Origin of the sequence: Parabacteroides sp. AF14-59, from assembly GCF_003479515.1 — a bacterium.
GTDB lineage: Bacteria > Bacteroidota > Bacteroidia > Bacteroidales > Tannerellaceae > Parabacteroides > Parabacteroides faecis.
The window spans coordinates 13,501-33,489 of the sequence record NZ_QUHH01000017.1; the positions used below are offsets into that span (position 1 = coordinate 13,501).

At 38.5% G+C, this 19,989-nt stretch carries 16 protein-coding genes; 4 read left to right on the top strand and 12 right to left on the bottom strand.

From position 1 onward, the window contains the following. Nucleotides 1-10 precede the first annotated feature (10 nt). The 4 genes from lepB (at nucleotide 11) to DWW23_RS17380 (ending at nucleotide 3,776) form a co-directional block, all read left to right on the top strand. Nucleotides 11-688, top strand: coding sequence for a signal peptidase I (gene lepB, locus DWW23_RS17365; RefSeq protein ID WP_122354535.1), 678 nt, complete (start codon nucleotides 11-13; stop codon nucleotides 686-688). A gap of 284 nt (nucleotides 689-972) precedes the next feature. Then, nucleotides 973-1,650: an isochorismatase family protein gene (locus DWW23_RS17370; protein ID WP_122354677.1), complete on the top strand. Its 678-nt coding sequence runs from the start codon at nucleotides 973-975 to the stop codon at nucleotides 1,648-1,650. Nucleotides 1,651-1,920: 270 nt separating this feature from the next. After that, a complete protein-coding gene (locus tag DWW23_RS17375; protein WP_122354537.1) occupies nucleotides 1,921-2,472 on the top strand; it encodes an RNA polymerase sigma factor in 552 nt (183 codons plus the stop codon). Beyond that, nucleotides 2,469-3,776, top strand: coding sequence for an outer membrane beta-barrel protein (locus DWW23_RS17380; RefSeq protein WP_122354539.1), 1,308 nt, complete (start codon nucleotides 2,469-2,471; stop codon nucleotides 3,774-3,776). Before DWW23_RS17375 ends, DWW23_RS17380 begins: the two co-directional genes overlap by 4 nt. A 107-nt stretch (nucleotides 3,777-3,883) precedes the next feature. Here the strand turns inward: DWW23_RS17380 and DWW23_RS17385 are convergent, their stop codons facing one another. From DWW23_RS17385 to DWW23_RS17440, 12 genes are all read right to left on the bottom strand, one after another. Next, complete coding sequence (locus DWW23_RS17385) at nucleotides 3,884-4,486, bottom strand: RNA polymerase sigma-70 factor (RefSeq protein ID WP_122354541.1); 603 nt, start codon at nucleotides 4,484-4,486, stop codon at nucleotides 3,884-3,886. Between the two features lie 493 nt (nucleotides 4,487-4,979). Next, on the bottom strand, nucleotides 4,980-5,372 hold the full coding sequence (locus DWW23_RS17390; RefSeq protein ID WP_122354543.1) for a GtrA family protein: 393 nt from the start codon (nucleotides 5,370-5,372) through the stop codon (nucleotides 4,980-4,982). 232 nt (nucleotides 5,373-5,604) lie between these two features. After that, complete coding sequence (locus DWW23_RS17395; RefSeq protein WP_122354545.1) at nucleotides 5,605-6,843, bottom strand: 6-bladed beta-propeller; 1,239 nt, start codon at nucleotides 6,841-6,843, stop codon at nucleotides 5,605-5,607. A gap of 139 nt (nucleotides 6,844-6,982) precedes the next feature. Further along, entirely contained in the window at nucleotides 6,983-7,585 is a 603-nt protein-coding gene (locus DWW23_RS17400; protein WP_122354547.1) for an RNA polymerase sigma-70 factor, read from the bottom strand. A gap of 367 nt (nucleotides 7,586-7,952) precedes the next feature. After that, nucleotides 7,953-8,585 (bottom strand): hypothetical protein, encoded by a 633-nt coding sequence (locus DWW23_RS17405; protein WP_122354549.1) that lies wholly within the window; start codon nucleotides 8,583-8,585, stop codon nucleotides 7,953-7,955. 2 nt (nucleotides 8,586-8,587) lie between these two features. After that, entirely contained in the window at nucleotides 8,588-9,817 is a 1,230-nt protein-coding gene (locus DWW23_RS17410; RefSeq protein ID WP_122354551.1) for a 6-bladed beta-propeller, read from the bottom strand. Nucleotides 9,818-9,892: 75 nt separating this feature from the next. Next, nucleotides 9,893-10,216, bottom strand: coding sequence for a hypothetical protein (locus DWW23_RS17415; protein WP_233564377.1), 324 nt, complete (start codon nucleotides 10,214-10,216; stop codon nucleotides 9,893-9,895). Between the two features lie 9 nt (nucleotides 10,217-10,225). Next, a complete protein-coding gene (locus DWW23_RS17420; RefSeq protein WP_122354553.1) occupies nucleotides 10,226-11,533 on the bottom strand; it encodes a hypothetical protein in 1,308 nt (435 codons plus the stop codon). Nucleotides 11,534-11,837: 304 nt separating this feature from the next. Next, nucleotides 11,838-13,175: a BT_3987 domain-containing protein gene (locus tag DWW23_RS17425; protein WP_122354555.1), complete on the bottom strand. Its 1,338-nt coding sequence runs from the start codon at nucleotides 13,173-13,175 to the stop codon at nucleotides 11,838-11,840. A gap of 17 nt (nucleotides 13,176-13,192) precedes the next feature. Continuing rightward, entirely contained in the window at nucleotides 13,193-15,175 is a 1,983-nt protein-coding gene (locus DWW23_RS17430) for a RagB/SusD family nutrient uptake outer membrane protein (protein ID WP_122354557.1), read from the bottom strand. A gap of 30 nt (nucleotides 15,176-15,205) precedes the next feature. Further along, nucleotides 15,206-18,373: a TonB-dependent receptor gene (locus DWW23_RS17435; RefSeq protein ID WP_122354559.1), complete on the bottom strand. Its 3,168-nt coding sequence runs from the start codon at nucleotides 18,371-18,373 to the stop codon at nucleotides 15,206-15,208. A 497-nt stretch (nucleotides 18,374-18,870) separates the two neighbouring features. After that, nucleotides 18,871-19,980, bottom strand: coding sequence for an Mrp/NBP35 family ATP-binding protein (locus tag DWW23_RS17440; RefSeq protein WP_122354561.1), 1,110 nt, complete (start codon nucleotides 19,978-19,980; stop codon nucleotides 18,871-18,873). Between the last annotated feature and the right edge of the window lie 9 nt (nucleotides 19,981-19,989).

A 19,989-nucleotide genomic window follows, 5' to 3' on the forward strand; every position in this document is an offset into this window, starting at 1 on the left:
AAATGAATAGATGAAAAGAATATCTGTTATAGCTTTTGCATTTATAACCTTGTGTGTATTTGTCAGAACTTTTTGTGGAGAGATATGTGTTGTTCCGTCATCCAGTATGGAACCTACAATTCTTGTCGGCGATTGGTTGTGGATAGATAAGTTGACCTATGGTGCTCGTTTACCAGCTCGTTGGAGTGATATTCCATTAATAAATGTGTTTACATGGAATATGACTTTACGACAAAAGGATGGAAGAATAAACTGGGGGTATCATCGAGTTGGAGGTGTCAGAAATCCTAGAGTCTCTGATATCATTGTTTTTAATAGTCCTGAGAGGCCGGATATTTTATTGGTAAAGAGAGTCGCAGGGATTATTTCTGCCGGGGATACTGTTACATTTAATGAAAAGACCTATTTGAGTCTAAAGAAGATACTTGATAATGAGTATGCTTCTTCCTTTGTAAGAAAGAAAAAGATATATATAAATGGTAGAGCCGATTCGTCTTACCGGGTAAAACAGAATTATTATTTTGTGTTAGGAGATAATGCATCTGAATCTTATGACAGCAGGTCATTCGGCTATCTTCCGGAGAGTTCTGTTGTAGGAAAGGTTGATCGTGTGTTATTTTCGATTGATCCTGACTGTTCGAAATTTTGTAGATTTCGTTTCCTTAGATTGTTTCATCATTTGCTTTGATAACAGTTTTACCTGTTGATTTCTCAATTTTACCTGGGGATAATTGCTAAATGTAATGGTAATATTGTTATTCCCGGACCCTACATTGCATTGTAACTTTGCAATCAGAAAAATGAGTGGTATGAAACGCTATAGCAAAAAAACAATCACTTATTAGGTATAATCACTTAGAAAGAAGTACGACAATGAAAATGAAAAGATTTTTAGTCGCCTGTTTGGTTTTGGTTGCAGGAACAGGTATGGTGTTTGCCGGAGTGAGTAATGAAAACAAAAAAGAAAACGAAATGAAAGAGAAGAAAGCGAAAGACGAATTTATTATTGATGAGCATACTGCTATTGTAATGACTGACCCTCAAAATGATTTCCTTAGTGAAGAGGGTAAAGGTTGGAGATTGTTTGGGGAGAATATAATCAAGAACGGTACGGTAGAACATTTGCGGCAGATATTTGATGTGGCAGCTCAAAAAGATATGCTGGTTTTCATCTCTCCGCATTACTATTACAAACATGACCATGAATGGACGTTCGAAGGTCCTGTAGAGAAAATGATGCATGAGAACGGCATGTTTGAGCGAAAGGGACAGTTGACAGGTGAAGGTTTTGAAGGTTCCGGAGCGGACTGGCTGGATATCTATAAGCCTTACATTAATAATACAAACAAAGTTATTGTTACAGCTCCTCACAAACTGTTCGGTCCTGAAAACAACGACCTGATCCTTCAGTTGAGGAAACGGGGGATCAATAAAGTAGTGATTTGCGGTATGTCAGGTAATTTATGTGCAGAATCCCATTTACGTGAATTGCAGGAGCGGGGTTTTGAAGCCGCTGTCGTTTTCGATGCTACCGCTTCAGCGCGAATACAGGGTATGGATGCGGATACTGCTGCTTTTATAAATTTCTCATTGTTGGCTGAAAAAGTATATACAACCGATGAGTTTGTAAAAGAGATGCAGACAAGATAATTGTGTGTTTAAAGAAAACCGGGTCACCGGAAATTATTTTTTAGGGGAGATGTGTCGTAAAGATACATCTCTTTGTTTTTTTAGATAGTTCAGTGCAAATCGTTTATACATAATATCTTATAGGAACTGAAGGTTGAAACGTCACTTCTTTTATTTCCCTGTGGAAGGAGATATATCCGTATTATTTTACTACTTTGGCAGAAAATTTTTGAAATCGCATGCAGTATTCCCGCAGTCAATACATTTATATAATAAACACGCGCGGCGTTGATGGGTGAAGCAGAACTGATAAAGCAGTGTATGCGGGGTGCAAATGCAGCCCGTAAAGAACTCTACGATACTTATGCGGAACAGATGTTGAGCATCTGCTTCCGGTACACAGGAGGTATGGACGTAGCTTACGATCTGTTGCATGACGGATTTTTGAAAGTATTCTCCTCCTTCTCAAGTTTTTCGTACCGTGGAGAAGGGAGTTTGAAAGCGTGGATGAGCCGTATATTTGTAAATACGGCATTGGAGTACCTTCGAAAAAAGGACGTCCTCAAACAAGTAGTCCCCCTTGATATTATTGCTGAAACAGAAGAAGAGCCTCCGGAGGAGATCGAACAGATCCCGACGTCGGTCCTGATGAAGTTCGTCCAGGAGTTACCGACGGGCTATCGCACTGTGTTTAACTTATATACATTTGAAGAACGAAGTCATAAAGAGATTGCCGAGCTTTTACACATAAACGAACGATCATCATCGTCGCAGTTGTGCCGGGCGAAAGCAATGCTGATAAAGAAAGTAAACGATTACATTCAGAAAGAAGCCAGAAGATGAAGATGGAAGATAAATTAATAGAGGAATACCGGAATCGGTCGGTTGAATACCGCTTGCCGTTGCCGGAGGATGGCTGGGAGAGGCTGGAAGCTGCGTTCGCTCCGGCTCCTGAAGTTCGTCGCTTCCCTTATCGTTGGTTGGCGGCAGCAGTGTCTTTTTTGGCAGTTTTGGGTTCTGCTCTTTACTTTATGGGGATAGATAAGGAGATAGAACCGGTCTTGTCGGACATCGTTCTTCCTGTTCCACAAAGTGAGAATCCGACTGTTACACCTGTACCGGTCGTACCTGTTGAGCCTGTAAAACCGCAACCGATCGCTAAGGCGTTGGTCGCTAAAGTAAAAAAGGTTGAAGCGGAATTGCCTGACTTGTCGCAGGTGGTGTCGGAAGTGTACATGTCTATCTCTGCCTATTTTCATGCGGAGATAACAGAAGAGAATGTCGTGGAAAATAATTCGTACAATAATCGTTCGGTAGTGGAAAGCGGACGGTACGAATATGTTCCGGAGAAGAGTTATGAACCGGTTCCGGTGAAAGCTGCTTCTTCCCCGAAAGGATGGACATTCGGTTTATATGCCGGAAATATGTTTAACGGCAATACCTCTGCCACAGGAGGTTTGCAGATGTTCAGCATGTCGGCAACCCGTTCGGATGTAAGTGTGAATAATAACCCGGGTTCAGGGACATTCGACGACTATATGAAAAATGTGGCGTCGAATGCTCCTTACTTCCGGGATGCAGATGATTTTACAATGTTTGAGAAGATCGCTGCTGAAAATTACCAGCGCCCGACGGGGACAAAGGTGAAACATCGTTTCCCTCTTTCTGCAGGTGTGACGGTGAAGAAAAAGATCAGTGACCGTTTTTCGCTGGAGAGCGGATTGGTTTACACTTTCCTTTCTTCGGAACTGACTGCCGGTGAAGGTGACTATTACAAGCAGGAACAGCGGTTGCACTATCTCGGAATACCCGTGAAAGTGAATTATACCATCTGGAAGAAAGACCGTTTATCTCTTTACGCTTCTGCGGGGGCAATGGCGGAGATGTGTGTGGACGGGAGTCTGAATACGGATTATTATCTGAATAATACCCGTCAGCGTAAAAGTAAAACAGACCTTGATGTTGATAAAGTGCAGTTCTCTGCCTTAGCATCGCTCGGGGTACAATATGATATAGCAAAACCCGTTAGTATCTATGCCGAACCCGGCATCGCCTATTATTTTGATGATAAGAGTGTGGTTGAGACGATCCGGAAAGAGCAGCCACTCTGTGCATCGGTACAGTTCGGGGTTAGATTTGCTTTTTGATGAGATGTGATGTTGATTTCCTGTACAGGAAAAAGATGAGCAGGGTTTCCGACGGGAGGCCCTGCTCTTTTCTTTATAATTTTACTCTAACAGGAAGAGAACGTTTTTTACTTTTTCATCAAAATAAATTGAAGGATATAAATGGCAATAGTAAAATAGTCTTTCATAAGATCGTTTTTTAATTGTTTTAATGTATTTGTAATATGATATTCAACGCTTTTTGTTGAAATGCCTAACTGGTCTGCAATTTCTTTATTCTTGAGTCCGTTATATCGGCTTAGCATAAAAATCTCTTTGGTCTGTGTTGGTAATTTTTCTAAAGAAGTTGTTATTGCCTGAGCCAATTCCTTTGTGATAAGTATTTCCAGTGAATCATCTTCAAGAACATATACATTGCTTCTTTGATAAACGGTATATTCATTCAGATCATCTATCGGTATTGTATGCAGTTGCAGGCTCTTTAAATAGTTTAGACATTTATTACGACCGACTACCATCAGATAAGTGATCAGGCAGGTATTATCTTCCAGATACTTCCTTTGGCTCCAAAGAACCAGAAATGTATCCTGCACAATCTCTTTTGCAGCCTCTTTGTTTATCACATAAATATTGGCAAATGCATATAAACGAGGCCAGTAGGATTTAACTATCTGTTCAAAGACTTTTTCATTGCCATCCTTTAGTTGCTGTATTAGAAAAGATCGGTCCATAGTCCAATGGAGTTTTATCCATCAGTTCCCGAAGTGGATAGTTTATATAAAGGAAGCGTGAGAACTGTTGATATATCTAACAATGAGGCTCTCGACTGCCCATCTTCATGATATAAACAACAGACTCACGCTCTTTATCCTGAATACACAAGTATATAACATACCTGTCGATGTATAACAAGGAAAAGAACATGAGCGTTTTGTTGTCTATTATCCATGAAGATTGAAATTGTCGAGATTTCATTGTTAGGATAATATCTTTAAACGCTTATGTTTTGCTAATAAGTTGCATCCGGCAACGCCTTGCCTCTCTGCATATCATTTGCAAATATAAACAGAAGTTTAGTTTCTACTTTGTTTTTAAGTGTTTTATTTGAATGATCTGGCGTAATCGTTTAATATTCGCATCTATTGAGATTTTTTCCTCTCCGGAAACTGATACTCTGCTCTTCCTCTTTAGAGCTCCGTTCTTCTACTAAAAAACGCCCCTTCTTCACGGGCAAGATTCATTAAATATAAAACATAGATTAGCAAAGAAATTCCATACGACTGTTATTCCTGTAGCTACTACTTTGGCATAATAGAAAGGAACTTTCAGACGTTGATACAACAACCATAAAGCTGCACTATTTATCATTAACCCAATCAATGATACAAATGTAAAAGTCGCAAACTCTTTTCCTATTGCCGGATTTTGGCTCTCAAATGTCCAAGATCGGTTAAATATGAAATTGGAGCAAACAGCAGTCAGAAAACCTAATGTATTTGACAGATACTTTTGCCATCTCAGATGTTCTTTACAGATATATGTTACAGTAAAATCAATGACCATACCTAGTAGGCCAACCAGGGAGAAACAGAGGAATTTGGATATAAGTTGTTCCATATTATTGAGAATTACATATTAGGCACTTTGTTCCTTCACTATATTGCCTTGTTAGCAGTGGTATTTTGCATCTGGCATAAAAAATTAGAAGTATTCATATTAGGATATAAAATAAAAAAAATGGATTTGTGTATTTCTTTGGTTCACAGTATAATATGTTTTTTTGTCAAGATTATTATTCAAAATAAAGAATATAATAGTCAAAACTAAAACATAAAATATATACAATGCCTTACTCATACCTGTTGTTAAATTTATAAAAAACAAGTACTGGATTAGTATTATCATCTGCTGCATTCATGATTTCAAGAAAATACTTGTTGAATAATGCAGAATCATTCGATACAGGAGTAGGATTAAATGATGACACAAAATAGTCCTTATATACACATTGTGGATTTGCAATTATATAAAGTCTATTTTTAAATGGATCTGTTTTATTGAATGTCTTTTCAGAATCGTAGTAAAAAGTACTTCTATCCTTTTTGTTATAATAATAAGGGCGTGAAAGTACTCGTCCTTTAGAGGCTAAACTTATAGAGAAACAACAAAAATCATTATTTTCAAGAAATTGACTTCCTAAAGTAGTATAATTTTTATCCAAAATAAGGTCACTCTGTTCTATGCTAGATAGGAATTCATTTTTTTTATCCCACAAACTTTTTGTTTGGTTTATTACATACTTTGCTTGATAAGATTGATTGCCCAACAGATGATAAACTGTATCACTCAGAAATGGAATATATAATAGCTCATCTAATGTATTCTTATTAAAAGGATTGCTAACCATAGCATCCTGTTGGATCGGATAAAAGGTGAATCCTGCATTTAACACTACTGTATCCCTAGAGAATAACAATGTGTGGTATTGATCTGTTTCATTTTTTAATTGTTTATATCCAACACAATTATAAAAAGAATTATCCATTTCCGGATAAAAGAAAACATTTGGAATTGCTTGAGTTTCCCGGATCAGATCTCCATCTAAACTATAATAAAGAAATTTTGGATATCCTTCATCTGCTATAATAAGTTCCTTAGACGTCGTATTAATATTTATTCCTCCTAGCCTCAGATATTCATTTGGACCTCCCCCTTGATTATCTATTACACGGATCAAATCTCCTTTCATGTTAAATATAAAAACTTTTTTTGCCACAAATTGATCCAAAATAAATATTCTATCTTCAAAAATATGAAGTGTTGTTATCTCTCCTATTAATTCTTTAGATGATAATTGTAAAAAACAAATACTATCAACAAAACTATCAATAAAATCTCTATAAGATAATGATTTGGCAGTAGAAACATCTATCCTGATCACAGTGTTTTCAATTGGAGTAAATTTATTAAAATCTTTATAAATAAACTCTTTCGTGTATTTCTGAGAATATTGACATGAAATTAATAGCGTAATAAATGAAAGACTTATAATACATTTATTGACTATTTCTAAAACGAATGTTTTCATAATCTTTTTTTTTAGTATGGGGTAATGTATTAATAATTAAATATTTATCAACAATGGTATGTGTTTAAAGTTTACTATATATATTATATATGAAGAACAACTTTTTTTGATTTTACCCTAGCATGAGAATGAAGTTTTTTTACTTTTTCATCAAAATAAATTGAAGGATGCAAATAGCAATAGTAAAATAGTCTTTTATAAGATCGCTTTTTAGTTGCTTTAAGGCGTTTTTAATATGATATTCAACGCTTTTTGTTGAAATGCCTAATTGGTCTGCAATTTCTTTATTCTTGAGTCCGTTATATAGGCTTAGCATAAAAATCTCTTTGGTCTGCGCTGGTAATTTTTCTAAAGAGGTTGCTATTGCCTGAGCCAACTCCTTTGTGATAAGTATTTCCAGTGAATCATCTTCAAGAACATATACATTGCTTCTTTGATAAACGGTATATTCATTCAGATCATCTATCGGTATTGTATGCAGTTGCAGGCTCTTTAAATAGTTTAGACATTTATTACGACCGACTACCATCAGATAAGTGATCAGGCAGGTATTATCTTCCAGATACTTCCTTTGGCTCCAAAGAACCAGAAATGTATCCTGCACAATCTCTTTTGCAGCCTCTTTGTTTATCACATAAATATTGGCAAATGCATATAAACGAGGCCAGTAGGATTTAACTATCTGTTCAAAGACTTTTTCATTGCCATCCTTTAGTTGCTGTATTAGAAGTGATCGGCCCATAATCCAAATGGAGTTTTATCCATCAGTTCCCGAAGTGGATGGTTTTTATATAAAGGAAGCGTGAGAACTGTTGATATATCTGCATCTGAGGCTCTCGACTGCCCACAACTCTGATATAAACAACAGACTCACGCTCTTTATCCTGAATACACAAGTACATAATATACCTGTCAGTGTATAACAAGAAAAAGAACATGAGCGTTTTGTTGTCTATTACCCAGAGTTGTTGAAATTGTCGAGATTTCAGATACAGGATAATATCTTTAAACGCTTATGTTTTGCTAATAAGTTGCATCCGGCAACGCTTTGCCTCTCTGCATATCATTTGCAAATATAAATAGAAGATATGAATTTCTTTAGTTTCTACTCAATTTATTGCATTTTGTATTTTTGTAGTAAAATATTTTATCTCTATAAGGTCGAAATAAAGGTTTGTCATTTTTGACTCGCTTCTATCTGGAATGAATACTTGATTTGCTAGCAATGAACTATCACTGACAAAACAATAAGGATAATTTATCTCCTCACAAGGAATATTGAGTCCATCTATTAAATAAACAGGAAATGTAAGTTGCATATCTTTTATCAGTATTTTTAAATTTCGTACTTCTTTATAAGTGGCAAGTAAAATAATCTTGTCAGAATACCCTTTTTGCACAGATAATCGCCTGACTTTATTCAATATATAAGTTATACATTCATTACAGTTGTGTTCTGAAAAACGAATAAATAAGAGGGATTTACCTCCTATAGCATCGCTAAGTAAAATTTCATTACCTGATAGATCTCTTATCACTTTGTCATTAAGTTTTGTATTACTATTTAGTGTTTGTATGATAAATGCCTGCTGTATCGCTTCAGCTGTATTTCCGGAAGATGAAGCATGTTGAAATTTATTAACATCCATATATTCCGATTTATTCTCTTTTATCAAATAAAACGTGATAGTAGACATACCTATAAACGCTAAAGACAATATTATTAATGTTATTCTATACATATTTATTTTATCTTTGTTTTCATGTGGTAAAACAATAAGACAGGATTATCATCTTCTGTAAGACCGTCTAATAATAATTTAGCTAACTTTGAATCGCATTTTTTGAGTATATCATTTCTAGCTGACACAATCTTGCTGGCGCTAACCGGAACTACGATTGTATTATCTCCATAATAAAACCAAGGAATATGGAAAAAGCTAAATAGTGGATTTTTGCATTTTCCATTATTTTCATAGGTTATATCCTCTGATTTTACATATACTCCCCACGTTAAATAATCGACATTACTCATGTAATGAAAAACAGCAACATCTTTTAAATCAATAAAATGACTATTGAAATAATTGGTTTTTCTCATTTGTTCTCTAAAATCATTATCAGTAGTTGCCTCATCGATATGCAAATGGCTATCCCCTGCTATATTAAATGCATATTTTGCTCTAAAGCTATTTTTACTAACTTCAAATATAGTATCATTGAAAGGAGGATTAAAATAAATATTTGAGCCAAATCTATGAAGGGGATACCCCGTGGAATAGTGGAATTTATTACTATAATAACTGTTGTATTGCGAATAATATACTTTTCCATCCAAATCCGTTATTATAAATGTTGGTTTATCTGTCGTCCCTGGAATTTCATTGCCTGCATCGTAATAGCCAATTACGAGCTGATCCGTTATAAATTCCATATTAGAGAATGTATAGGGGTGATGTTCTGTTTTTGCTAAAGAGGAGCCTGCTAGTTGTCCTCCATTATCATTAATATAAAAATACTTCAAAGCTTTGCTCCCGGTACTCATGATTACTAGTTGAGAACTATCGGGAGTTAAGGTCACATAACTTAAAAATGCATATTCATCCGGTGCTTGTCCCAAACGTGAAACTTTGTTCAAAAAACGTCCTTGTTTATCATAAACAGTGACTGTCTTTGAGTTTCCTCTGTCCACAGCAATAATATTATCTTTTGTAAATAATAAATAGTTTATATGACCAATCAGGTTCTCATCCGTAGTCTCCAGTTTTACGAAAGAAACACTATCTATCAATTCATCATAGAAATAACCTTTTCCATGGGGATTCAATTTTATTTCTTTTACATTTTCCAGTGATGGAGCAAGCAGAGATACTTCAGACTGATCTTTCTCAGTAGTCACAGATTTCTCTTTTTCTTTTTTGCAAGAAAATAAAAATGGTATTATAATACAAAATAAGATAAATTGTTTATTCATAATCTTTTATCTAAGTGATTTGATGTTTATAGAGTCAGCCGATGGGAATAACCCATCGGCTGATACTATTCATTTTCAATAAAATCCATCGCATGGATTATAATTCACGCATCTCTCAACCAAATTAGTGTCATCACACCAATAATGGTCTCCTGTAGTAGTTTTTATAGTAGTAGTACTACCATTAACTGTTTCGATACTACATTTTATCCCTTCTTGATGTTGATGTCCATAATCATTTGCACTGGTACTATTACCTCCTCCGGATTGAGCTAATACCATAATCGGCAAAGAATTTGTTTCAATACCGTAATCAGCCAGTGCATACTGAACATTCATTGCCAAACCTAACATTAGAACTATTGCTCCAAATGTTACAAATACTTTTTTCTTTTTCATAACAATTATTTATTCGTTATTATTAAATGGCTCTCCATACTTTTTAATGGGAGACCTATTATCTCTATTTTTAATTAGTTTTCTTACATGACTTTTTAATGTATCTGTATCTTTCCAAGTCTTTGTATAGGAGAAACAGTAGCTGCCTAAGTAAATTAGATAAAAAGTAAAGCAAACTGAAACAAACAGCTTTTTCCATTTATCAGACAAGGATTGGATGAAATAAAAAACAATCCAAACAGTCAGAAAAGAAATACCTGCACATCCTAAATAAAGATAGCGATCGGCTACTATGGTAAAACGGGATATTGAAATTAGATGTAGGGCTACTGCGACATGTAGGATCAGAAATAAAATGGAAAACATTGCAATTTTATTTTTCCTATAAACTAACAACATCCCTGATCCTGTCAATACAATAATAGGATAAAACCATAAGCGTAGAGGAATTGCCTCTTCTGGTAATACAGGAAATGGATATATGTACGATAAATTTATAGGTAAAAATGATTTTATTATATATTCGAATGTTGTATAACAAGCAAATAAAATGCGGTAGTCTAATGAGTAAACAAGTTCTTCTTCTCCGTTTCCTTGTGAAAGAATTGTTAGAATTCCTCCTAATACAGACAAAGAGAAAAAAGAAATTTTTTCTAACCATAGCTCTTTGTCATGAAAATCTTTGTCAACAAAATAATCTATGAGAAGTAAACAAACTGGTAATGTGACAGCTTGTTCTTTTCCTAAGAATGAACAGATAAAGAAAAAAAGTGTTAGCAGAAAATATGAGTTTCGTCGATTTTGTATATATTTTAAATAACAAAGCAAAGAAAGTAAATAGAAAAATGTATATATTAAAACTTTAGAGGCACTAAGCCATGCTACAGATTCCACATTGACGGGGTGGATACCCCATAATAATGCAGTGAAAAAAGCTATAGTTCTAGTATTATATTTAACGTAGGTATTACTTTTACTCAATAGCACAATAAAGAATCGATAAACTAAACAAACATTGACTAAATGCCAGCATAGACTAGCTATATGAAAAAATAAAGGGTTATAGCCAAAGAAAGTATACAGTAATAAGTAATTTAATTCATTAAAAGGAGCATATTGCCCATGATAAAAATTAGTTAATATATGCCATAAATTATGAATATGTATACCTCCTGTGGTGTAATGATTTATCACAACCCATTGATCATCCCATTGATATAGGAAATCGTGGTTTATTACTGGGCTATATACCAATATAACTATTGATATGAGCATCAGATAAGGCCAAACAGTGTCGAATACAGTGCTTTTTTTCATACTATATTTGAAGTTAGCAAAGATTGTTTTATAGGAAGAACAACTTTTTTTGATTTTACCCTAGCAGAAAGATGAGGTTTTTTACTTTTTCATCAAAATAAATTGGTGCATGCAAACTGTAACAGTAAAATAGTCTTTGCTAAATCCCATCAAAAGCCTTTTTGTCTATAAGTTTTTCCTGTGCCTTTGTTTGTGTTTTATTTATGCAATGATAAGTGCGAATTATTATCGAAATAAACAAGAGGGGCTATCCAAAAGTGGATAGCCCCTCTATCGCAGGTCCTATAACCTGTTTCATATGAGGTTATTTTATACCATAGGCATAAATCTCGGCGAGAGATGAGTTCTGCTCTCTGTTGCTTTCGGTGATTTGTATTTTGAAATAACGTCCTTTCGTTGGAGTTATGGGGAATATTTGGTTTTCGTATACCTGTTCTGCTTTAAATTTGCCGACAGAAGTCCATGTCTGCTTGTCGGAGCTAACGAAGAATTCACCGGCTTTTACGTCTTTGTATTGAGCATGTTGTCTTTCCGTCAATCCGATGTGGGAGAAGGTAACAACTTCCTTGACATCGACTACCAGTTCGTGAGGCAGATTGATTGAACCACCTTGCCACTGTGAGTGCCAGAATGTGTTGATATTGCCATCTAACAGGCTTGTTGCGACACCGTTACCAACACCTTCGCCACTCTTTTCTTCGGTATTGGCAGTAATGGACCAGCTTGAGCGGTCGAATTCCTTACCGACAATACGGATAGCCAACGGATACAAGGCTTTTTCGGAAACTTCGAACAGCGATGCTTCCTTAAGTCGTACAGGCAACATATAGTCGATGGGTTGCAGGCTGCTTCCATTAATCGTAACGACCATTTTTTCAGTAGTTACTCCGCTAGCAAGTGTCATGCTTTTCTCAAATGAATAACAATCGTCTGGTAAGGCTACGAAAGAGGTTCCGTTTTTAGCATTGTATTCATCCACATAATTGGCATCTACTTCGAATTGGCAGTCGATATCCCACTTATTGTCTGTATCGAGTCCGAAGTCTATTTCGGCTGTTTCAGTTGTAAAACCGATTGTGTATGGTTTATAAGTGAGATCGGTGGTTGTGAAACCTAATGTCGGTGTGAGTACCTGCGTTATTTTGAGAAATACTTCGTCCTTATTCACATTTATGGAATCAGTCTCACTGTAAATGTACAAAGGTAACACACATGTAGCTTCGGGATTATTAGCCATAATCTTTTCAACGTTCGGCACATTGATGGAGACCGTCACGTTTTTGAAACGCTCTTCGGATGCAAAGCTAAGCTGGGTAGCTTCGAAAGAATAACATTCCGGGCTTATGACCTTATAGTTTACTCCCTCCGGCAAACTATATTCACTGTCGACGGTTTCCTGTGGTAACACACCGATATTAACGTTGGCTGTTAATCCCGGTTCGCTTCCGCCTTTGTAAATGGAGAGGTTGTATGTATTGTCTTCACCTGTGTTGTATAAGGTCAAATCTTTTGTGCCGGAATTGTTTATATACATTACTTTATGGTATTGTTCCGGAACCAAATTCTCCAATTCATATTTTGATTCGTTGCAGGCTCCTAATATGATTAAAGCTCCTGCCGCCAATATTAGTTTTGTTTTCATACAAATTGTTTTTTAGATTAATAACCGGGAGCTTGTACCAATTGCGGATTACTATATATCTCACTGTTTAGGATAGGAGCCAGATACTGTTTGTTATCCCACTTGATCGGCTGGTTTATCAGCGTCGGTTTGTTGAACTCTTCAAACGAAGGGTCAGTGGTCATACCGTTCAGTCCGTAGCGTTCACCGGCTTTCAGAACTTCGGGAGCGATAGTCCAACGACGTACATCGTAATAACGGTGGCCTTCCTGATACAGTTCGACGAAACGTTCGTTGCGGATCCATTCGGTTAGGCTCATTGTTGACAAATCTGAACTGGTAAGTTCTTTGATACCCGCACGTTTGCGGATGACATTCAATTGTTTGAGTGCATCGTCTGTCTGCTCCAGAGCTGCATAACATTCTGCTAAATTCAAATACAGTTCCGCCAAACGGATGAAAGGTGCCCGTATACGGCTTCCGCTAAGTCCGCCGGAGGTGTTATAGATAAGATCCGGTGTGATGAACTTTTTTGTCAGGAAACCGGTACCTGACACATTGCGTAAACCGGGTCTGTAACCATTGGTGTTGGAATTCTTAAAGTTTAACCATAGAGGTTGGTTATTTACCATAACAGGTGAATATTGACCGCCGTCGAATGCAATCCATGCATAGTAGCGGGCTTCACGGTGAACATTGAATTTGATGATGTCATTTTTAACGTCTTCTTTATCCAGACCATCTGTTTCCAGTTCAGGACTTGAAGTTCCTTCGTAGTAACGTTCATACCACTTACTTTCCGGGTAGAAGTTTTTATCGTTTTCCGGAGTTTCACCGTTTACGGTATAGAAACGCTTTACCGCATTTAAAGTGGGAGCCCAACCTGAATAACCTCCGGCCCAACTGCCGTCACTCTTTTTTATGCTTCTTTCAGGCATGCGGCTGATGTTCGGGTTTACTTCTCCCAGTCCGCTGCTCGATACAATCTGTCCCCAGATGATTTCTTTGTTGTTGTCACCTTCGGTAGCTGTAGACAAATACTGAAACATACGGACACGTTCTTTGAATTCACGGTTTTTCTCCGTGTCTTCTTCCAGGCCGGGAATAAATGGCAACGGTATTTTCATACGGTCGGCAATCGCATTGGCTGTTTCGATATCGAATAATTCATAACCTGCATCTGTGGCAGCTTGCAGGGCTTCTTTACAAGCAGTCAGAGCACGGTCCCATTTCGTTTTGTCGTAAGTGGAGCTAACCAATTCTGTTCCGTATCCGGGTGTTTCGTAGTTCAGGTTCCGCCAATTTTTATTGTAGAACGAACCGTTCCATAATGGAGAAGCTGCATACAACAGAACTCGCGCTTTCAGAGATTTGCAAATAGTGGCATCGGCACGTCCCAGGTCGGCTGTCTCACGTTTTACGGGAAGTACCTTTGCTGCTTCATCCAATTTGTCTACGATGTAATCGACGCAGTAATCGAAGTGAGAACGTCCCGGAATGTCGTCTTTCGAGATGTTTTGGTCGACTTTTGCCGGAATGATCGGACAGGGGCCGAATGCTTCTAATGCCCGGAAATGGTAGTAGGCTTCCAGGAAATAAGCTTCGGCCCGGTATTGGTTTTTATCCTCTTCCGTGACACCTACGGGGTGTAACAACTCCAATTGTTCCATGAAATAATGGACGTAACCGATATAATTGTAAATATCTTCCCACTTGGCTGGATCAGATGAGGGGGATATGGTTCCAAATAACATTTGCTGCTCCTCTACACCCCAATCTTTGGGATGTACCATTTCGTCTGCCGAGTTTTCAATATGCTGATAGATGAAAGGATTCGTACCGGGTATGTAAGAATAGGCCGTGAATAAAAAACTTAATGTAGTGGCCTCATCTTTCATCGTGTCATCGTAATCTGGTTGTGCCGGCGGAATAACGTCCAGATAACTGCACGCGGATAATCCCAGCAGGCATATCGACAATGATGCTTTTATTAGTCGATTGGTTTTTTGTATGAATTTCATATATTTATATCTTTATTGTGTGTTGTATTTTTAAAATCTAAGTTGAACTCCCAAATTAAAGGTACGCTGTAACGGATAAGCGTTCCATGAAAGTTCCGGATCCCACAATTTGAACGGACTGAAAACGGCCAGGTTATCTCCTGTGAAGTAAACACGGCAATGTGGGAAATTGTAACCGACTTCCAATGTTTTGAATCGCAGGAAGTTCCCGTTACGTAACCAGTAAGAGCTTTCTTGCGTGTTGTTGGATATGTCGGCATCGGTAGTGCCTAAACGCGGATAGGTGGCGTTGGGGTTGGGATTGTCCACAGACCAGTGTTCGTCGGCAATCCACTGCATCAGGTTACGGGGCAGAGTTTCGGAGTTGTCGCCATCACCGCCAGCCGAGATAAAGGGAGCGTAACCGGAGTTAATCATAATTTTGCGTTTAGCCGAACCGTTGAAGAATACACCGAAATCGATTTTCTTGTATCTGACATTCAATCCCAAACCGTATTGGATACGAGGCATATTATTGTAGGTAGACAGTAAGACTTTGTCTTCCGAAGTGATTTGTCCGTCCCCGTTTATATCCCGGTATTTGATGTCACCCGGCATGATGTTGGCACCCAGTTGTGATTGGTCTGCCCAATTGTCTATTTCTTCCTGGCTTGTGAATAAACCTTCTGCTATGTAACCTTTCAAGGTGTTCAGCGGTTTCCCTGTATCGGTCTGCCACACGTAAGGATAATCCGGTTCGTCTACGTATTTGTATTCATTCTGGTTATAAGTGAAGTTTCCGCGGAAATCCACAATCCAGTCTTTACCTATTTGTTTATTCCAGTTAACACTTAATTCGACGCCTTGGTTTATCACTTCTCCGATGTTACTCCAAGGGGTAGAACCCCAGTATCCCAGTATCTTGGGGAAGGAAGCACGTTTCATCAATATACGGTCGCGATGATCATGGAAATAATCGAATGTGATGTTTACCTGGTTGAAGAGTGAGATGTCGGTACCGATATCTAATTTCTTAACGTGTTCCCATCCTGCATTTTGTACGGCCAATATATTGAAAGAGTGTCCGCTACGTTCGATTGAGTTTGTCGGTAAGCCTGTGGTATAGCTGCTACCGTTACCGATACCCACTTGGTTTTGATACAGAAAGTGTTGTGCACCGCTGTTGAATGCATCGCTACCAACCAATCCGTAAGAACCTCTGACTTTAAAGTGATTAACATATTCAGAGATGGGTTCCCAGAATTTTTCGCTACTGATTATCCAGCCTACAGATGCTGCCGGGAAGAATTCGAAGCGGTCTTCTTTAGCCAAACGTTCGGAACCGTTGTAACCGAAGTTGAACTCCAGCAAGTATTTATTGGAATAATCATAGGTAAGACGACCGGAATAACCTTGGTTACGGTTAGGTAGGGCACCGTTCCGGTATTCGCGCATCATATACATGAACATGGCTGTCATGTTATGAGAACCGAAACTACGTTTCCAATCCAGCCGTGCATCAAGGTAGAATGTCTGGTCGGCAGCTTTACTGATGTCCGATTGCTTGACGAAGTCTTCGCCTGTTCGCAACAGGGTGAGTTCGTATTCGTTTGTTTCAGGGTTATAAGAACCGTTTTTTGCTTCGTAGAAGTAGGATGCCATTGTGCGGTTGTAGTCAGAAGATGAATAGTTTTTGAAATTTACCAGCACCTTGGCAGATAACCCTTTGGTGATGAAACTGAAATCCTGATTGATGGCGATTGAGGTATTCAAGGTGTTGTAGTTGTTTTCCTTGAATGAACTCATCATGTATTCATACGGGTTTTGTCCATACTTTCCCGATTTGATCAGTGTGTTACCGAAACGGATGTGTTCGTCACCGTCTTGAGCCGGGAAATAAGCCGGGAAAGATACCGGATTGGCTACCATCACGCTCTTGTATAAGTCTGAGGTGCTGTAATTGGGGCCCTTCCTGTTTCCTATTTGTGCCATCATTCTCATATCGATGGTGGTCGTGCTGGTCATCTTATAGGAGATGTTGTTCTGGAAATTGTATTCCCAATTGTTGATGTTCGGATTGTAGTAGTAATCGGATGGAGCATCGAGTAAACCCGTATCGTGGTTAGCTTGCAAGCTCATATAATATTTGACGCGTGAACCACCGCCCTGCACGTTAATGTTGGCGCGCTGGTTAAAGTTTCCCTCTTTGAAGAGTAATTTGTACCAGTCTACATCCGGATAAATGTATGGATTGACTCCATTCATTGTATTCAGAATCTGTTCTTCCGAATATCTTGGGGTAATCGGTGTGAGGCTGCGGGCTTGCTCTGCTTCGTTATAGGTTCGCATGAACGTGGTACCGTTGGCGAATTCAACTTTGTTCATCGGTTGGAAATAAGATGTTTCCAAAGATACGTTGACAGTTGTTTTCGAATTTTCAGCACCACTTTTAGTTGTAACCAACATAACGCCATTGGCACCTCGGTTACCGTAGATGGCTGTAGCCGATGCATCTTTCAGTAAAGAAAAACTTTCGATGGACTCTGCCGGGATACGATTCAGGTCACCACTGGATATTTCTACTCCGTCGAGCAGGATCAAAGGAGTTGCCACCCCTCCGAAAGTATTGATACCCCGAATATAGAACTCTGAAGCCTGTCCGGGCTCACCGGTACTGGTAGTCGAGATGACACCGGCCAATTTTCCGGCTAAAGAATTGGTAAGCGAAGAAGTCGGAGTTTTTAAAGTAATACCTTCAACTGATGTAATAGCACCTGTAATCGACACTTTTTTCTGCGTACCGGCACCTACAACAACCACTTCATCCAGCATTTCGTTGTCTGATTGCATTTTTACAGTGAGGACTCCCAAATCGCCAACCTCTACTGTCTGTTCCTTATAACCGATGTAAGAAAATAACAACTCTGTTTGACTGCCTGTAACAGGGATTGTGAACCTACCTTCAGTGTCTGTGATAGTACCCTGGCTTGTTGTTCCTTTGATACGGATGTTTACACCAATCAACACCTCTCCTGTAGAAGCATCAAACACAGTTCCTTCGACAGTTCGTTTGGATGGGTGCGTGCTTTGGGTAATCTTCAACACCGGGGTGTCATCCGGACCGGCGGTGGCGTAGAGCGGATAACTGCTAATGAAACTTGCGCAAAGTGGCAGAATCACAATCAATTTCCGTTTTCTTTTCAATGATACTAAATCCATGTGCGGATAATTTAAAGTTAAACAATATATAAGTTCTTAGAGAACTAAGTCCGATATTGGTGCAAAGTAGTGAAATAAATCTTAACAATACAATCTACATTATTAAATTTAACTAATCGTTTAACATAATTTATCCAACAGCGGAGATTTAGAAGCATACACTGAATCAACCAGCCTTTCAAAAATCATTTTATCACCTTAGTTCTCTAAGGATTATGTCATCGAATTAAAAGAAGAATAAAAAAGTAAAAATATATTTTAGTCAGGGATGACATGAAAAACAAAGAGACAGCCGAGGTGATTTGGATGTTCCCTCTTGTTTATTTCGGTAAAAAATCGTACTTGCCGTTGCTGAAAATAAAATATATAAGATAGGTTAAGATAATATTTAAAGAGTTAACCTCCAGGCAAAAGAAACCCTGCCTATATGACAAAAAGAAGAAGGTATCCCCAAAAGGATACCTTCTTCTTTATAGGATGATTTCTGTTTTTAAAGATTACGTCTTTGAAACATGTACCCGTTGTGTGGGAGCCATGTTTGCATTGCGGTAATTGATCTGTTCAATTACGTTTTCTGCTAAATTGCGGAATGCGGCTCCAGTGATCGTATCGGGATTCAGGGCAACAGGTGTTCCGTTGTCACCTCCTTCACAGATACTCTGTACGATAGGTATTTGTCCTAACAGCGGGACATTCAGTTCTTCTGCCAGACGTTTGGCTCCTTCTTTTCCGAACAGGTAATATTTGTTTTCCGGCAGTTCGGCAGGGGTGAACCAGGCCATATTTTCAACCAGTCCCAATACCGGCACATTGATCTTTTCGCCTGTGAACATGCTGATACCTTTGCGGGCATCGGCAAGGGCAACTTCCTGCGGAGTGCTGACTACGATGGCACCGGTGATAGCCAGTGTCTGTACCATTGTCAGGTGAATATCACTTGTTCCCGGTGGCAGGTCGATCAGAAAGTAATCGAGATCGCCCCAGTTGGCGTCGCCGATCAGTTGCTTCAATGCATTGCTTGCCATAGCTCCGCGCCATAAAACCGCATCTTCTTTGTTTACGAAGAAACCGATCGATAGCAATTTTACTCCATAGTTCTCTGCTGGTTGGATCAGGTCGCGTCCGTCTACCTCTTCCATATAAGGACGGGCATCTTCCACATTGAACATTTTGGGCTGTGAAGGACCGAAAATATCGGCATCCAGTAAACCTACCTTATAACCAAGCCCGGCAAGAGCTACTGCGAGGTTGGCGGCAACTGTACTTTTACCTACACCTCCTTTACCGGAAGATACGGCAATGATATTTTTTACCTGCGGAAGTAGTTTATCCGGTTCAGGACGTGCTGCCTGACGTGCCAGTACTTCGATGTTTCCTTTGATGTCTACATCTTCACCTACATAAGTCAGGATAGCTGTTTCGGCAGCCTTTACGACTGATTTGATAAACGGATCGTTGGGTTTCTCGAAAAGGAGGGAGAAACTAACCTTATTGCCGTCGATCCGTATGTTGTCTTCTACCATGCCCATTTCGACAAGGTCTTTCCCTGTCCCCGGGTAACGCACTTTTGCCAGTGCGTCCATGATCAGTTTAGGATATATAGCCATAATATAATT

What these genes read in the sequence shown, in the direction of transcription:
- lepB (WP_122354535.1), top strand. Translation starts at nt 11, where the DNA reads ATGAAAAGAATATCTGTTATAGCTTTTGCATTTATAACCTTGTGTGTA.
- DWW23_RS17370 (WP_122354677.1), top strand. Translation starts at nt 973, where the DNA reads ATGAAAGAGAAGAAAGCGAAAGACGAATTTATTATTGATGAGCATACT.
- DWW23_RS17375 (WP_122354537.1), top strand. Translation starts at nt 1,921, where the DNA reads ATGGGTGAAGCAGAACTGATAAAGCAGTGTATGCGGGGTGCAAATGCA.
- DWW23_RS17380 (WP_122354539.1), top strand. Translation starts at nt 2,469, where the DNA reads ATGAAGATGGAAGATAAATTAATAGAGGAATACCGGAATCGGTCGGTT.
- DWW23_RS17385 (WP_122354541.1), bottom strand. Translation starts at nt 4,486, where the DNA reads ATGGACCGATCTTTTCTAATACAGCAACTAAAGGATGGCAATGAAAAA.
- DWW23_RS17390 (WP_122354543.1), bottom strand. Translation starts at nt 5,372, where the DNA reads ATGGAACAACTTATATCCAAATTCCTCTGTTTCTCCCTGGTTGGCCTA.
- DWW23_RS17395 (WP_122354545.1), bottom strand. Translation starts at nt 6,843, where the DNA reads ATGAAAACATTCGTTTTAGAAATAGTCAATAAATGTATTATAAGTCTT.
- DWW23_RS17400 (WP_122354547.1), bottom strand. Translation starts at nt 7,585, where the DNA reads ATGGGCCGATCACTTCTAATACAGCAACTAAAGGATGGCAATGAAAAA.
- DWW23_RS17405 (WP_122354549.1), bottom strand. Translation starts at nt 8,585, where the DNA reads ATGTATAGAATAACATTAATAATATTGTCTTTAGCGTTTATAGGTATG.
- DWW23_RS17410 (WP_122354551.1), bottom strand. Translation starts at nt 9,817, where the DNA reads ATGAATAAACAATTTATCTTATTTTGTATTATAATACCATTTTTATTT.
- DWW23_RS17415 (WP_233564377.1), bottom strand. Translation starts at nt 10,216, where the DNA reads ATGAAAAAGAAAAAAGTATTTGTAACATTTGGAGCAATAGTTCTAATG.
- DWW23_RS17420 (WP_122354553.1), bottom strand. Translation starts at nt 11,533, where the DNA reads ATGAAAAAAAGCACTGTATTCGACACTGTTTGGCCTTATCTGATGCTC.
- DWW23_RS17425 (WP_122354555.1), bottom strand. Translation starts at nt 13,175, where the DNA reads ATGAAAACAAAACTAATATTGGCGGCAGGAGCTTTAATCATATTAGGA.
- DWW23_RS17430 (WP_122354557.1), bottom strand. Translation starts at nt 15,175, where the DNA reads ATGAAATTCATACAAAAAACCAATCGACTAATAAAAGCATCATTGTCG.
- DWW23_RS17435 (WP_122354559.1), bottom strand. Translation starts at nt 18,373, where the DNA reads ATGGATTTAGTATCATTGAAAAGAAAACGGAAATTGATTGTGATTCTG.
- DWW23_RS17440 (WP_122354561.1), bottom strand. Translation starts at nt 19,980, where the DNA reads ATGGCTATATATCCTAAACTGATCATGGACGCACTGGCAAAAGTGCGT.